Source organism: Mucilaginibacter sp. L3T2-6 (assembly GCF_030519355.1).
In the GTDB taxonomy this organism is placed as follows: domain Bacteria; phylum Bacteroidota; class Bacteroidia; order Sphingobacteriales; family Sphingobacteriaceae; genus Mucilaginibacter.
Genome location: NZ_JAUMKC010000002.1, coordinates 108,946 through 123,835, shown reverse-complemented (window position 1 = coordinate 123,835; position 14,890 = coordinate 108,946). Strand labels below are relative to the sequence as shown.

18 protein-coding genes are annotated in these 14,890 nt (G+C 43.8%); 11 read left to right on the top strand and 7 right to left on the bottom strand.

Translation table 11 applies throughout. The annotated features are described in order from the left end of the window. Positions 1 to 9 precede the first annotated feature (9 nt). Positions 10 to 669: a hypothetical protein gene (locus Q3W13_RS02885; protein WP_302861187.1), complete on the bottom strand. Its 660-nt coding sequence runs from the start codon at positions 667 to 669 to the stop codon at positions 10 to 12. Between the two features lie 437 nt (positions 670 to 1,106). Next, positions 1,107 to 1,367 carry a hypothetical protein gene (locus Q3W13_RS02880; RefSeq protein WP_302861186.1) on the bottom strand — a complete coding sequence of 87 codons (261 nt, stop codon included), beginning with the start codon at positions 1,365 to 1,367 and terminating at the stop codon, positions 1,107 to 1,109. On the opposite strand from Q3W13_RS02880, the gene Q3W13_RS02875 reads away from it, so the two are divergent. The 9 genes from Q3W13_RS02875 to Q3W13_RS02835 all read left to right on the top strand — a co-directional run bounded on the left by Q3W13_RS02875 (position 1,351) and on the right by Q3W13_RS02835 (position 8,664). Then, positions 1,351 to 1,731, top strand: a complete 381-nt coding sequence (locus Q3W13_RS02875; protein ID WP_368077616.1) for an endonuclease domain-containing protein — start codon at positions 1,351 to 1,353, stop codon at positions 1,729 to 1,731. The two genes, Q3W13_RS02880 and Q3W13_RS02875, sit on opposite strands and share 17 nt — an antisense overlap. Before the next feature lie 1,204 nt (positions 1,732 to 2,935). Beyond that, positions 2,936 to 3,067 carry a hypothetical protein gene (locus tag Q3W13_RS02870; protein WP_302861184.1) on the top strand — a complete coding sequence of 44 codons (132 nt, stop codon included), beginning with the start codon at positions 2,936 to 2,938 and terminating at the stop codon, positions 3,065 to 3,067. Positions 3,068 to 3,320: 253 nt separating this feature from the next. Beyond that, complete coding sequence (locus Q3W13_RS02865; RefSeq protein ID WP_302861183.1) at positions 3,321 to 3,569, top strand: type B 50S ribosomal protein L31; 249 nt, start codon at positions 3,321 to 3,323, stop codon at positions 3,567 to 3,569. A gap of 68 nt (positions 3,570 to 3,637) precedes the next feature. Further along, positions 3,638 to 4,822, top strand: a complete 1,185-nt coding sequence (locus Q3W13_RS02860; RefSeq protein ID WP_302861182.1) for a putative sugar nucleotidyl transferase — start codon at positions 3,638 to 3,640, stop codon at positions 4,820 to 4,822. 139 nt (positions 4,823 to 4,961) lie between these two features. Next, positions 4,962 to 5,726: a triose-phosphate isomerase gene (tpiA, locus tag Q3W13_RS02855; RefSeq protein WP_302861181.1), complete on the top strand. Its 765-nt coding sequence runs from the start codon at positions 4,962 to 4,964 to the stop codon at positions 5,724 to 5,726. 108 nt (positions 5,727 to 5,834) lie between these two features. Continuing rightward, positions 5,835 to 6,257, top strand: coding sequence for a hypothetical protein (locus Q3W13_RS02850; RefSeq protein ID WP_302861180.1), 423 nt, complete (start codon positions 5,835 to 5,837; stop codon positions 6,255 to 6,257). A gap of 25 nt (positions 6,258 to 6,282) precedes the next feature. Next, positions 6,283 to 7,128, top strand: a complete 846-nt coding sequence (gene prmA / locus Q3W13_RS02845) for a 50S ribosomal protein L11 methyltransferase (protein ID WP_302861179.1) — start codon at positions 6,283 to 6,285, stop codon at positions 7,126 to 7,128. A 138-nt stretch (positions 7,129 to 7,266) separates the two neighbouring features. After that, complete coding sequence (locus Q3W13_RS02840) at positions 7,267 to 8,115, top strand: universal stress protein (RefSeq protein WP_302861178.1); 849 nt, start codon at positions 7,267 to 7,269, stop codon at positions 8,113 to 8,115. A 207-nt stretch (positions 8,116 to 8,322) separates the two neighbouring features. Then, positions 8,323 to 8,664 carry a helix-turn-helix domain-containing protein gene (locus tag Q3W13_RS02835; RefSeq protein WP_252789506.1) on the top strand — a complete coding sequence of 114 codons (342 nt, stop codon included), beginning with the start codon at positions 8,323 to 8,325 and terminating at the stop codon, positions 8,662 to 8,664. A 98-nt stretch (positions 8,665 to 8,762) separates the two neighbouring features. On the opposite strand, the gene Q3W13_RS02830 is transcribed toward Q3W13_RS02835, so the two are convergent. From Q3W13_RS02830 to Q3W13_RS02815, 4 genes are all read right to left on the bottom strand, one after another. Next, positions 8,763 to 9,890, bottom strand: a complete 1,128-nt coding sequence (locus tag Q3W13_RS02830) for a GNAT family N-acetyltransferase (protein ID WP_302861177.1) — start codon at positions 9,888 to 9,890, stop codon at positions 8,763 to 8,765. Positions 9,891 to 9,971: 81 nt separating this feature from the next. Next, positions 9,972 to 10,163, bottom strand: coding sequence for a hypothetical protein (locus Q3W13_RS02825; RefSeq protein WP_302861176.1), 192 nt, complete (start codon positions 10,161 to 10,163; stop codon positions 9,972 to 9,974). Between the two features lie 155 nt (positions 10,164 to 10,318). Beyond that, positions 10,319 to 10,879 carry an SMC-Scp complex subunit ScpB gene (scpB, locus tag Q3W13_RS02820; RefSeq protein ID WP_302861175.1) on the bottom strand — a complete coding sequence of 187 codons (561 nt, stop codon included), beginning with the start codon at positions 10,877 to 10,879 and terminating at the stop codon, positions 10,319 to 10,321. A gap of 99 nt (positions 10,880 to 10,978) precedes the next feature. After that, positions 10,979 to 12,946, bottom strand: coding sequence for a sialate O-acetylesterase (locus Q3W13_RS02815; RefSeq protein WP_302861174.1), 1,968 nt, complete (start codon positions 12,944 to 12,946; stop codon positions 10,979 to 10,981). Between the two features lie 327 nt (positions 12,947 to 13,273). On the opposite strand from Q3W13_RS02815, the gene Q3W13_RS02810 reads away from it, so the two are divergent. Further along, a complete protein-coding gene (locus Q3W13_RS02810) occupies positions 13,274 to 13,489 on the top strand; it encodes a hypothetical protein (protein WP_302861173.1) in 216 nt (71 codons plus the stop codon). 53 nt (positions 13,490 to 13,542) lie between these two features. Here Q3W13_RS02810 and Q3W13_RS02805 read toward each other — a convergent pair whose 3' ends face one another. Then, a complete protein-coding gene (locus Q3W13_RS02805) occupies positions 13,543 to 14,094 on the bottom strand; it encodes a DUF2892 domain-containing protein (protein ID WP_302861172.1) in 552 nt (183 codons plus the stop codon). A gap of 74 nt (positions 14,095 to 14,168) precedes the next feature. Between Q3W13_RS02805 and ung the strand changes: the two genes are divergently transcribed. Continuing rightward, a complete protein-coding gene (gene ung / locus Q3W13_RS02800; protein WP_302861171.1) occupies positions 14,169 to 14,846 on the top strand; it encodes a uracil-DNA glycosylase in 678 nt (225 codons plus the stop codon). Positions 14,847 to 14,890: the final 44 nt, after the last annotated feature.

Sequence of the window (14,890 nt, the reverse complement as noted above, 5' to 3'; positions counted from 1 at the left end):
GCGGTTTCGCTACCGGGCATCCCCAATTTCCCTAATCATATGTTCAATTTGGTTTAGCTGTTCAGAGCTCAGCTTTTGAAGTGTTTCCGCGCTCAATATGGTGTTGTTTATCTGCAAAAAATTATTCTGGCTGTTTACGATGTTACCGGCGCGCTGTTTTATTAGCGAGCCTGTCATTTCAAAATAAAGTTTGGCAGCCCTCATATCGCCCTCGCAGCCCCGTTTGTAAACAGCGGCCAGCAGTTTAGGTGTCATAAACCTGAACCGCTCCGTTTCGGCCGCAAACTCCGGACTGGTTTTATACTCCTTCAGGTGTTTTACAATAGTTGGCCGACTGAGACCGGTTTCCCTCGCAATGGCATTATTTGAAGGCATATACCCGTACTGACGCATTAGCCTGCTGATGGCTTCGCTTATCAGGTGATGGTTGTGTTCCCAGAATTGGTTTTTGGAGGCTGGAGCAATAATTGCGTCGACCTTACAAAGAAAATTGTCTTTTTCCTCACCTTTTAGGCTATTCAGACTGTCGGTAATTGTTTCAGAAAGGTAGTCGCGCTCCATCCTGGTAAGGCTGCTCAAGTCATCAGCGGTTATCTTCTGCAACGCTAATACATCATCAACCTTCTTTTTGCTGGCGGCGTAATCTGCTGTAATAATCTCATTTTCCATATATTTCTTTATTATAAATGTAAAAATAAAGAAATAAATGAAGTTTAGCTAATTTTTTTAGTAAAAAAATACCTTTACAGTCTTGAACACTATGAAACCATTTAATAAACTGATTATCAGGTATTTAATACAGGGTTACACCTTAAAAAGTGTAAAGTACCTGTAAACCTTTAGTTTTTATCATGCATGGCGCTCACCTGCATAGCGCCGGACTCACCCGGACATCGCTGCGCTTGTCCTGCCCTCTCTTCCGCAAGCGGTAAAGAGGGCTGAAAAAAACCTAACTATAACTTCAATTACCTGCCGAAATATGGCAATTAGCCATACACGGCGCTCACCTGCATAGCGCCGGACTCACCCGGACATTGCTGCGCTCGTCCTGCCCTCTCTTCCGCAAGCGGTAAAGAGGGCTGAAAAAAACCTAACCATACCATCAATTACCTGCCGAAATATGGCAACCGGAATATCATCGTATTAAAAAATTGCAGCTTACCCTCTTTCCGCGCAGCGAAGAGAGGGTCGCCGGGCGAAGCGATGGCGGGGTGAGTCCAGGCGGAGGACAAGCGGCGGTTATGCACAATCAGTCGTGCATGGCACTCACCTGCATGCGCCGGACTCACCCGGACATTGCTGCGCTTGTCCTGCCCTCTCTTCCGCAAGCGGTAAAGAGGACTGAAAAAAATGATATCTTTAACCATGCCATCAATTGTTAATCTATGCCGTGAATTAAGGCAACTTGAAACGCCAGCTGAAAAGATTTTATGGTTCCATTTACGAAACCGCAAGTTATTCGACCACAAATTTCTTAGACAATATCCGGTTTGTGTGGACTCTTTATTTGGAAGACGACTTTACTACATTCCTGACTTTTACTGCCATAAAGCCAAACTAGTGATTGAAGCAGACGGACCTATTCATAATTTCAAAAAGGAGTATGATAAAAACAGGGACCAGGTATTACAGGCATTGGGCTTAAGAATACTAAGATTTAAAAACGAACATATAATTAACGATACCCAGGATGTTCTAAACACTATTTACCGAGTGCTTTCGGAGAATTAATGGTTAAACTGCAATCCATATTATTCTTACCCTCTTTCCGCGAAGCGAAGAGAGGGTCGCCGGGCGAACCGATGGCGGGGTGAGTCCGGGCGGAGGACAGATAGCGGTTATGCACAATAATCATACATGACGCTCACCTGCATAGCGCCGGACTCACCCGGACATTGCTGCGCTCGTCCTGCCCTCTCTTCCGCAAGCGGTAAAGAGGGCTAAAAAAATTTGTCCTTAACTATACCATCAATCTAGTGAAATATGGCAACCGGAATATCATCGGATTGAAAAATTGTAGCTCACCCTCTTTCCGCGAAGCGAAGAGAGGGTCGCCGGGCGAAGCGATGGCGGGGTGAGTCCAGGCGGAGGACAAGCGGCGGTTATGGACAATTAATCATACAGGGCGCTCGCCTGCATAGCGCCGGACTCACCCGGACATTGCTTCGCTTGTCCTGCCCTCTCTTCCGCAAGCGGTAAAGAGGGCTGAAAAAATTGCATCCCTGACTGGACTATCTATTACTTGCTGAATATGGCAACCGGAATATCATCGGATTGAAAAATTGCAGCTTACCCTCTTTCCGCGCAGCGAAGAGAGGGTCGCCGGGCGAAGCGATGGCGGGGTGAGTCCAGGCGGAGGACAGATAGCGGTTATGCCAATAATCATACATGACGCTCACCTGCATGGCGCCCGACTCACCCGGACATTGCTGCGCTCGTCCTGCCCTCTCTTCCGCAAGCGGTAAAGAGGGCTGAAAAAAACCTAACTATACCATCAATTACCTGCCGAAATATGGCAACTCGAATATCATCGGATTGAAAAATTGCAGCTTACCCTCTTTCCGCGCAATTAGCCATACATGGCGCTCACCTGCATAGCGCCGGACTCACCCGGACATTGCTGCGCTTGTCCTGCCCTCTCTTCCGCAAGCGGTAAAGAGGGCTGAAAAAATTTGTCCCTAACTGTACCATCAATCTAGTGAAATATGGCAACCGGAATATCATCGGATTGAAAAGTTGAAGCTCACCCTCTATCCGCGCAGCGAAGAGAGGGTCGCCGGGCGAAGCGATGGCGGGGTGAGTCCAGGCGGAGGACAAGCGGCGGTTATGCACAATCAGTCGTGCATGGCACTCACCTGCATGCGCCGGACTCACCCGGACATCGCTTCGCTTGTCCTGCCCTCTCTTCCGCAGGCGGTAAAGAGGGCTGAAAAAAATGATATCTGACTGTACTATCTATTACCTGCCGAATATGGTAACCTGGAATATCATCGTTTTAAAAAATTGCAGCTTCCCCTCTTTCCGCGCAGCGAAGAGAGGGTCGCCGGGCGAAGCGATGGCGGGGTGAGTCCAGGCGGAGGACAGATAGCGGTTATATGTAGTTCGTCATACATGACGCTCACCTGCATAGCGCCGGACTCACCCGGACATTGCTGCGCTTGTCCAGTGGGCTGAAAAATCTATGGCTTAAGCACAACTCGCAAAATCAGGCAACAGAATTTAAACAACTTTTCAGATCATACTATTTTAAAATTACGTTTCCTTATTAAATAATTATTACTACATTTGCACCTCTTTTATTAGAAAGAAGTAATAACGCAATGAAAAAAGATCTGCATCCATCAAACTATAGGTTAGTTGTTTTTAAAGACATGTCTAACGACTATGCTTTCTTAACCAAATCATGCATCGAAAGCCGTGAAACCATAAAATGGGAAGATGGCAATGATTACCCGCTGATTAAATTAGAAATTTCACATACCTCGCACCCTTTTTACACCGGTAAAATGAAACTGGTTGACACCGCGGGCCGTATCGATAAATTCCGCAGCCGTTACAACAAAAAGTAATTTGGCTTTTTCTATAAAATATTTACAGGTCTCCCGGTTCGTCGGGGGACTTTTTTTATTTTTGCAGCATGGCAATTATCTTATTCGACGATAACGCACATCAAACACTTCTGCCTTTAACATTTACCCGGCCCGTTGCCGATTTACGCATAGGCATACTCACCATCGCCGAAAAATGGACAAGGCACTTGAATCAGCCTGCATCATTTTTAACACAGTCGTGGCTGGAGGTAAAATTCCCGCTTAAAACTGGACAAGACAATATATTTATTTACGGCGCCGTTTGCCCGGATGAATACCTGCTGGAAGCCATTGACAAATTGCGAAACGGTGAGGCCCTTAAATATGGCGACCAACTGATCGCTGTAAAATTATCAGCCGCAGAAGCAGCAGACTTTGATCCAAAAGCCGGTTTTTCATCGGTAACTACTTTAGAAACTACACCCGTAATCATCCGTTTCCCTGAAGATATTTTCAGGAAAAACGACATAGAGCTGCGTAAGGATTTCACCCTGCTTACCAAAGGCCGTACCAGCGCTGAAATCAGTTCGACGAATACCATTATTGGCAATGATTTTTTTGCTGAAGAAGGAGCAACAGCAGAGTGCTCATCATTCAGTACAATCAACGGCCCGATTTACCTGGCAGCCCATACCGAAGTTTGGGAAGGCACACACATTCGCGGAGCGTTCGCTATTTGCGAGCATTCCCAGGTGAAGATGGGGGCCAAAATATATGGAGCTACTACGGTCGGCCCTTATTCAAGGGTTGGCGGCGAACTGAATAATGCAGTCATCTGGGGCTACTCGTCAAAAGGCCACGAGGGCTACCTGGGCAATTCAGTATTAGGAGAATGGTGCAACATAGGCGCCGATAGCAACAACTCGAACCTGAAAAATAATTACGATGATGTAAAGCTTTGGGATTATAACACCCAGCGGTTCCGTAAAACAGGCCTGCAGTTTTGCGGCTTAATTATGGCCGACCATTCCAAGTGCGCTATCAATACCATGTTTAATACGGGTACCATAGTTGGTGTAAGTGCAAACATTTTTGGAGCCGGTTTCCCGCGTAATTTTGTGCCTGACTTTTCATGGGGCGGCGCGCAGGGTTACGAGGTGTATTCCCTCAAGAAAATGTTCGATACAGCCGAACGCGTATTTGCCCGGCGGCCGCACCGCACTTTCGACGATAACGAGAAACACATATTACAAACGGTATTTGACCTTACGGAGGCACACAGGAGATTTTGATTGGATTGAAGAGTTTGTAGAAGTTGTAATGGTTGTAAGAATTAAATAAAAACAAAACTTCAACCACCGCAACACTTACAACTACTATAACCAAAAACCAACTACAACATTTACAACCACTACAACTAAAACTAACAAAATGAGAAAAAAAATCGTAGCCGGAAACTGGAAAATGAATCTTGACTATAACGAGGGACTAAGCCTGTTTTCTGAAATTATAAATATGTTTAAAGACGAGGCTACCGGTAAGCAGCAAGCGATTATCTGCAGCCCGTTCATCCATTTGCATAGCCTGGTACAGCTAGCCAAAGGCTACCATAACGTAAGTGTTGGCGCACAAAATGCACATCAGAACGAGTCAGGGGCTTACACCGGCGAAGTTTCGGCTAAAATGATCAAATCAGTGGGTGCTGAATATGTGATCCTGGGCCACTCTGAGCGCCGCCAATATTTTGGTGAAACCAACGAATTGTTGGCCAAAAAAACAGATACCGCTTTAAAAAACGACCTCACCCCTATCTTCTGTATTGGCGAGACCTTGCAGGAACGCGAAGCTAACCAGCATTTTGATGTTATAAAAAGCCAGTTGGTTGAAGGCATTTTCCATTTGGACGAAGCACAGTTCAGTAAGCTGGTAATTGCCTATGAGCCTGTTTGGGCTATAGGTACCGGCGTAACTGCAACTTCGGAGCAGGCGCAGGAAATTCATGCTTTTATCCGCAAGGAGATCGCAGCGAAATACAATCAGCAGGTTGCCGATAACACCACCATATTATACGGCGGCAGCTGCAACCCTAAAAATGCCCCTGAGCTTTTCGCCCAGGCCGATATTGATGGCGGCCTCATCGGCGGCGCATCCCTGAAATCGCGCGATTTTATCGATATCGTAAAAGTGTTCAATTAAGTCCGAAAAGCCGGAAAGTCAGTAGAGTCCGAAAGAAAGGAAGATTTTAAAATTAAAGCCTTTTCCCTTTACTGACTTTTCGGACTCTACTGACTTCCCGACTCTCCTATGAAAAAACTGCTGAAAATATTCTTCGCGCCATTTATTGGTTTTTTGGTTTTTTCGGTTGCAATCAATCGCAACTTCTTTAATATCGTTTCCAAATTAAAGGAGATTGGCTTGGGAGAAATAACTAGTCTCACTGTTTTTTATCGTTATACTTTACCGCTGATGTACCTGGTAGCAGTACTCACACAACTGCTGATAATAAACCCTGTTTGGCGCATGCTGCGGCGAAAAACTGCTGCCGACCGGGTAAACCTGATTGTCGACCTGTTTTTTATCTGTCTTACCTTTTCACTGGGAATTGCTTACGCCATATGGGACAAAGCCACCGGAACAAGCCATCTAATTGGATTAACCGAATTTTTCTTACTGGTGCAGATAATTTACTGGACCGTAAATTTGCTTACAATGTACCTGGTGGACTAAAAAAGCGGCAACCTCATATCTTAAAATGAATTACACAGAAATACTTTTTACTACCAATCCTGCCGAAGACTACCAGCAGGACTTGCTGATTGATACATTGGGAGAGATCGGCTTTGATACCTTCGAGGAAGTTGAAGGCGGTTTTAAAGCTTATATTCCCTCTGATGATTTTGATCAGAAAACCCTTGATAAAGCTCTCGCCGGCTATAGTGATTTGTTTGAATTTAGTTATACAATTGCCGAGATACCCCAAAAGAACTGGAATGAGGTATGGGAAAGCAACTTTGAGCCGATTACCATCGGCAGCCAGATACATGTTCGGGCCACCTTTCATCAATCGAAGCCAGAATTCCCATACGAGATAGTGATTGATCCTAAAATGGCTTTCGGTACGGGGCATCATCAAACCACATCCATGATGCTGCAACTGATGCTGGACAACGACTTTAAAGGTAAAAAGGTGCTGGATATGGGTTGCGGGACAGGTATCCTGGCCATAATGGCCTCGAAACTGGGCGCAAAGGAAATAACAGCAATTGATTACGACCCGGTTTGTTATGAGAGCACCATAGAAAATGCCCAGCTGAATGGCATCGCTAACATCACCGCAATTTGCGGCTCAAAAGAAGCCATTCCTGATGAAACATTTGATACCATATTGGCGAATATCAACCGGAACATCCTGCTGGATCAGATGCACCGCTACTGCGCAGTACTAAAACCACTTGGCGAAATCTATTTCAGCGGGTTTTATGAATCTCCTGACCTGGAAATCATAACTGAAGAAGCTGGCAAAAACGGCCTTACCTATTTGAGCCATAAAAAAGATAAGGACTGGGTTGCCGCAAAGTTCATTAAGCGAATGATATAAGGGATGCTGTGTTATAAACAATTACAATAGTTATGTTAATTACATTAACGTAATGTAAAGTGTTAAGTATTTTTTCGTATATTAGTAAGAAGAAAACAGGGGCTGTCAAACACTCGAAACAACCGGCTCTACGTTAAAATGAAGACATATCTCGTTCCGATAGATTTTTCAGCGGCGGGCAATCATGCCGCCGACTTTGCTGCCGCTTTAACGCACCAGACTGAAGTTGAGCACATTGTCCTCTTAAATGCGTATTATGTGTCAGTTTACGAAACTATGCTGCCAAGTGCAGACATGGTGCAGGTTACCGAAGAACAGATAGAAGAAAATGCCGCCGAACGGGTGAGAAATCTCGAAAACCTTAAGAAAAAGCTGGAGAAAAAAGTTCGCGAAGGGGTAAAAATAAGCACCCATTTAAACCGGTCTCATTTGCTGCGGGCCGTAGTTGAAAACGTATCCGCAAAACATGCCGACCTGGTGATAATGGGCAGCAAGGGGAACAGCAGCCGTGACGACGCCCGTGTAGGCAGCCACGTTATTCGTATTGCCAAGGCTTGCCCGGTGCCGGTAGTTGTTGTGCCGCCGAAGTACGACATTGAAGATATAAAAAATGTGGTGGTTGCGTGCGATTTTGAGAAAGTTACCGACGCAGCCCCTCTTGGCTCGTTTATAAACCTGCTGAAACGCCGTAAATTTAATCCGCTTGTGGTTAATATTGACAGTAAGGCCAACGGGGAAGCCGGCGATGCGGAAAAAATGGCGGAAAAAACCGCACTGTTTGATGCACTAAAGGCATATCATCCAAGATATTTTTTTATTAATAACTCCAATATTATAAACGGCATACTGGGTTTTGCCCATGATCATGATGCGCAAATGGTGATAGCGCTGCCGCATAAATACAGCTTCTTACAGTCGTTGTTACACACCAGTATTTCGCAGCAGTTGCTCGAAAGTTCAGCAGTACCGGTATTATTATTAAAATAAAAAATATGCTTTATTTGAAGCGGAACGTCATATAAAATAACGATATTAGCTATAAATAATAATTATCAATATAGTAGATTTTTGCGGAGGGTAACTTAAGTTCTTTTGGAAATAAAATATTATTTAAAATACTTGATAATTAGGTAGATATTGGATAATATTGTAACTTTGTTAACTATCGCGAAAACTTTTAACCTTTAACTCTAAATGAAGACACTCGGAAAAAAAATTCGGTTACTACGTCATCAAAAGGGATGGAGCCAGGAGGATGTTGCTAAAAGATTAGATATTTCCATACCTGCCTTTTCAAAAATTGAAACCGGTATTACCGACATCAATCTGTCACGGCTTGAGCAAATTGCCGCATTATTCGAGATGTCCGTAGTTCAACTGCTAACCTTTACAGATGCTGAGCAGGATCAGAAAGTTATCAACGAGCTGGAAACTATCAACAAAAAACTGATGGACCGCGAAACTGAGGTAATCGATCTGCAAAAAAAGGTCATCGAATTGTTCGAAGAATTGAGGCACAACAAAATAACCGCCTGAAGCGAAAAATAGGAATTTTCGCGACTTGAAACGAAATTTGAGGAATTGGAAGCAAATTCGCTTTCAAATCATTAAGTGACCTGCTGATCCGCCGGGGATTAATGCTGATCGAAAATATAGCGCATAGTTAAATGCTTTTTAGCAAAAACAGCTCCCATAGCATTGTGCATAGCGATCATTTTTTCGTTAAAATCGCCCACCCACGATAATTCAAGCTCGGTATATTGATTTAACGGCAATACATATTCGCCCAGCGTAATAAAAAGCCCAGACTCGATACCATGGTTCTGAAACTTTTGCTTGGTGCCCATAACTATTGCCCGCATCCTGTTAACCCCCTTCCACTTATAGTATAAAAATTTAAGCTTTCCGATAAGATTAAGCTTTCCATTTAGCGGTTTTATCATCGGGTTAGCGTCTGGCAAAATAATCATGAATGCGGCAGGCTCATTGTTTACATAGGCAAACCAGATCAGGTTCTCGTCCATTATAGCCTTCATTTTTTTAAAACTTTCGGCAATGGTAGCCTGTGTAATCGGCACAAAATTCTCAAAGTCCTTCCAGGCATCGTTATAAATTTCCATAAAGTCCGCCGCGAATTTTTGGAGCTCAGATACTTTAAGGTGTTTAAATTCATAACCGGGCTTTTGGGTAACCCATTTGGCTATTTTGTAAAAGCGCTGGGGAAATGGCTTGAGTATATCTAAATGATTAGTGATCTGTGCATACAGCGTTTTAAAACCGTAATCTTCAAAAAGAGCCTGGTAATACGGCGGGTTATAATTCATCCCGTAGGACGGGGGTATAAAGCCCTCAACAAGCAATCCCCAAAAATTATCATTCTCGCCAAAATTTATGGGGCCGTCCATAGCCTGCATGCCATTTCCGGCAAGCCATTTTTTTGCAGTATCAAACAATAAAAAAGCTGCCTTTTCATCATTAATACATTCAAAAAAGCCGACACCGCCGGTAGGCTGTTCATAATTGTAGGCCTTTTTATTATTTATAAAAGCCGCTATACGGCCGATAAGCTCCCCATTATCATTGGTCAGAATCCACCGGGTGCATTTTCCATCGTTATGAAAATTATTTTTGGCCGGGTCAAATACGGCCTCTATATCGTTGTCCAGCGGGCAAACCCAAACATCGTCGTTCCTATAAATTATTCGTGCTACGTCTAAAAATGCTTTCCGGGTCGCCTTATCCTTTACTTCGGTTATAATCATTATAAATTTTGACGGGGTTAGACAATAAAAAAGCATCCGCAGCCAAGCCGGGATGCTTTAAGTAGATCTTTATTTCAGAGATTAATAATCGTCGTCATCATCATCATCATCGCCGTAACTCTCAAACCCCAAATCGTCTAAAGGGCCGTCAAAATCATCGTCGTCATCATCTACCTTTTTCCTGGGTTGTTGATCAAGCATGCTATCGTCATCATCTTCATCCTCGCCCGTGTTTTCAACTTTCTTTGTTACAGGTTTTTTTGGAGTTCCCATTGCCATGAATTTTATAGTAAAACTTTTTTCATTGTTAATGCACGCAAAGCACGCAGCCGTAATTATTTCTTAGTAAAAATAATCAAAATGATTTTCATTAAAAACATCAATTTCAAAAAAAATATTTACCGGCTGTGCTTGAGAATATTGTCAAATTATTCGGACTGTTCGCCTATCGAAATCGAATTATTTGCGAAATCTTTCATTTGCGGCAACTCATTTATATCGTTTATTCCGAAATAATCCATAAACAACGGACTGGTACCATAAAGTATAGGTTTCCCGATGGCGTCGGATTTACCAGCTATGGAAATCAGCTCTTTTTCCAATAATTTTTGGATGGAATAGTCGCAGTTTACACCACGTATCTGCTCTATGTCTGGTTTGGTTACAGGCTGTTTGTAGGCGATGATCGCCAGTGTTTCTAAAGCAGCCTGGCTTAGTTTCTTTTTTGACCGCTGTGCCTGCAACAAACTGATAATTTGGTGATAAGCTTTTTTTGTAAGGAACTGGTAACCGTTACTGATTTTAACAAGTTCGATGGCAAACCGGTCCGCCTTATATTTGTTACCGATATTATCCAGATGCGATTGTATCTCTTCTGTACTAAAATCCTGCCCGAACGCAGATTGAAGACAATAGATGATCTCCTCAGTACGAATGCTTTGTTCCGATGCAAAAATAAGCGCCTCTATATATTGTTCGATGTTGTCCATTTGGATCCGGAAAATGCGAAAATCAGTAAAGCCCGAAAGTAGAAAAAAGTCCTAAACCTTAAAAGCGGAGGGACAAGTATTTAAAGGGCCGCATCTTATTTAGTCGAACTTATGCCCGAACGTTAACCCGTTCCAGTTGTCAGACCTGAAGGGGCTAACCGGGAAGCCTTGTATATTAAATAAATTGGCATCAATTGGTGCATCTGTCCACCCGTAGCGCACGGCCACCGGCTTTGGCACTTTAGGGCTCGAAACCCTGACTTTGTTGCCATCCACAATTACAGCCGCAGCATAGTAAAACTTATGATCGGCACCGGCAAGTTCAAAGCCTTTGACATACCCATAGTTGTCCTTCGCCATTAAGCCGTTTTCCGCATGACTGAAGCTAATTACAGCTGCCCCGTTGGTAAAGTCGGCCGAGACAAACAGCGGGCTTTGGAAAAAACCGGGCAATTTATAAACCTGGCTTAACGAAACGGCAGCGAGCCGGTACCCAACGTCGGCTTTGTCCCGCGGATGTATATTAAGCGGATCGCCTATATCTGTGGTTACCGCCATGCCGGTATTCGGCAATTGCAGGGCCATTTGCTGCGCCTCGCGTAATTCGGCCCAGTTACTTCCGAAATTGCTGTTTTGGGATGTGCCGAATGTTGCGAGCTGAACAAACAGGAAAGGTAATTGCTCTTTCCATTTGGCGCGCCAGTCATTAATCAGTAATGGGAAAATGGTGCGGTATTGATAGGCCCTTTCTGCGTTAGATTCGCCCTGATACCATATAACGCCTGCTATGGCATAGGGCACAACAGGATTTATCATACTATTATATAAGTCGGACGCGGTGTTATTCGGCAAAAAATCGAAATGATAGGGTTTGCTCAAATCCGGCATTACCCGCCAGTTGTTGTCAGCCAGGTTAATGGTCGTGTCGGCAAAGCGGATATTTAAATCATTTACGCCCGTTCCGGCAAGTCCGGTACCGAACCAGGATGTGTTTTTTTGGGCCGATTGCAAGTTGATTAATAAGCTGTTCAAACCTCCCTTCCAGGTGCCTGGCGGAACATTATATTGCGTGACAGGCCCCGCAGGCGATTTGCTTAGTTGTTTGCCATTCACATGAACCGCCATATCCGCGTCGGTAGAGCCAAGCGAGATAATTGAACTGACAGAGGAATAAGCACTGTCCAGACCAACTGTGCGCTGCATGAAACCGGTACCGCGGTATGAGTACAGTTTTCCGATCCATTCCCACGAGCCTGGCGCATTACCATGCTGCCAGTTATCAAAAAAATTCGCCGGCCTGGCAGCAAGGTCACCAGCTGTAAAATTTGTAACGGCGCCGTTTTTATAGGCCCAATCCTTCAAACGTTTGTCACTGCGTTTATTCAATTCATCAGCATTTTTTGGCAATGTCGCCGCAATGGAGGCTAGTTCAGGGTCAGTAGCCAGCGCCTCATGGCTTATCCAATCCTCTGCTTCGGTGCCTCCCCAGCTGCTATTGATCAGTCCGACAGTCACATGCAGATTCTGAGCAAGTTGTTTGGCATAAAAATAACCTACGGCGGTAAAGTCACCAACGGTGCCTGATGAGGCAGTTATCCACTCGCCTCCGCTCAAATCTTTTTCAGGAGTGAGGCTTACCTTATTGGGAACATGAAATTGACGTACCGGCATATTTGCTGCAACTTTCTGCTCAGGCATATAACCCATCGCATTCTTCAACTGGAATTCCATATTCGATTGGCCCGAGCAAAGCCACACCTCCCCCACCATGACATCGGTGTAGGATAAAATCTCTTTACCCGAAGATACATTCATCATATACGGGCCGCCTTCTTTCATAGGCTGGAGCGTGACATTCCAGTTACCGGCCTCGTCAGCTTTGGCCGAAACTACCTGACCATTAAGGATGACGGTAACCTTGGCTTTTTTGTCGCTGTGGCCCCAAACCGGTACCGGATGATTTCGCTGCAGTACCATATGGTTGCCAAATAATTTCGATGTGGATAGCTGGGCATAAGTGAAAGGGGCTATCAGCATAGCCGCAAAGAGCATGAATAAAAATTTCATCGCGTTCAATTCAGAAAACTGGTTCGTACTAAGGGCAGGTAAATATAAAAAAAATCAACGTGGTGATATTGCTGCATAAGGGTTCGGAGTGTAGCATATACGGGGCATTTCGCCGCAAACAGGGACTGAAAATTGACATTATCGATGACAAAAAAAAGACAGTTAAGGACTGCAGATACACAGTTACATAATTGTAATTTTAATTTAGCTTAATAACCTTTAGTTAACAAACGTTATTAACAATTCTTTAATAAAAGCATAATTTGCAATAAACTTTGGCATTTGATATGTTAATTACTTTTACAATGCTACAAAATATGCAAAATCATGACTAACTCTATATTAGAAATAACCGAGAGCGAATACCTGATTAAATTAAACAGGAGCAATTTTAATTTATCGTTTATCAGGAGCTTATTGAAAATGGTTGAGGTGGCTAATCCATCCGAAGAAGTAAGCCACGGCATGCCTGACAGGTACTATGCTCCGCATGTAAATCATTCGTCGGAGCCGGAATATTACAGCTCTATCGAGGAAAAGTAAAAAGGCGTTCCGGTTTGCGGAACGCCTGAATATCATGTAACAGACTGGGTTGGTTAAAACTGCCGATAGCCGCGCCTAACTACCTGTTGTTTATCCATCTGACCCATCTGGCCTTTCATCATTTTTATCTGATCTGCCAGAAGCTTGTTTTTATCATCCTTGGCCGCTTCATCCAGGTAACGTTTGGCGCCCACTTTGTCATGCTTCATCATTGATACACCCGCCAGGCTTATTTTTGCAAGCGCTACATTGTGCGACATGCTCATGCCAAGGGAAAGCGCTTTTTTGAAATATTTTTCTGATTTCAATGGCGCCTTGCGCGATTCAATCAATCCAATCAGCAGATTGTAATAGCCCCATTGTCTTTTGTTCAGTTGTTTTTCGTAATCTGTAATTTTAGCGAGCCACTCTTCAGATTTTTCCAATTTTTCCTTACGCAAAAACCATTGCGCTATAAGCATGTTCTCGTTAAAGAAATAGCTTAACAGCACAAAGCCTCCCAAAAACAACACCAGTATGCCCCAGCCCCAAAAACCAAATACACATAGTGCAACTGCACCCGCCATTACTACGCAGGCTATGATCAGCCTTATTATATTCGACATCTTTTTATATTCTATAAATCAGGTTGCAAATATCCGTTAATTTGTACGCTAAATCAACATCTATATAAATATTTATGGCGGTAAATATGGAGGCCGGATGGCTTAAGGTTTTACAGGATGAATTTGAAAAACCTTACATGGCTGAACTAAGAAATTTTTTAAAAAAAGAACAGGGAGACGGACACACGGTCTATCCTAAAAACGGCGATATTTTCAATGCATTCAATACTACGCCGTTTGATGACGTAAAAGTAGTTATCCTTGGGCAGGACCCATACCATGGCGAACGCCAGGCACATGGCTTATCGTTTTCGGTACAAAAAGGTATTACGCCGCCACCCTCATTAAGAAACATTTATAAGGAGCTGGTTACAGATATCCCCGGCTTTACCATACCCAATCATGGCGATTTAACTGAATGGGCAAAGCAAGGCGTACTGTTACTAAACGCCAGTCTTACCGTACGTGCCAATACGCCCGGGTCACATCAAAAACGCGGATGGGAGCAATTCACCGATACGGTCATTAAAAAGTTATCCGATGAAAGAGAAGGTCTGGTATTTATACTTTGGGGAGCGTTTGCGCAAGCAAAAGCAGAATTGATCGATACGACAAAGCATCATATCATTAAATCACCTCATCCATCACCATTCTCTGCAGACAGGGGTTTCTTTGGCTCCAAACCGTTTTCAAGAACAAATGCCTACCTTGAGAAAGAAGGCAGAACCCCGATTGACTGGCAAATACATTGATTTGATGATGTGCTGATTTGGGGATTAACAATTGATATTTTCAA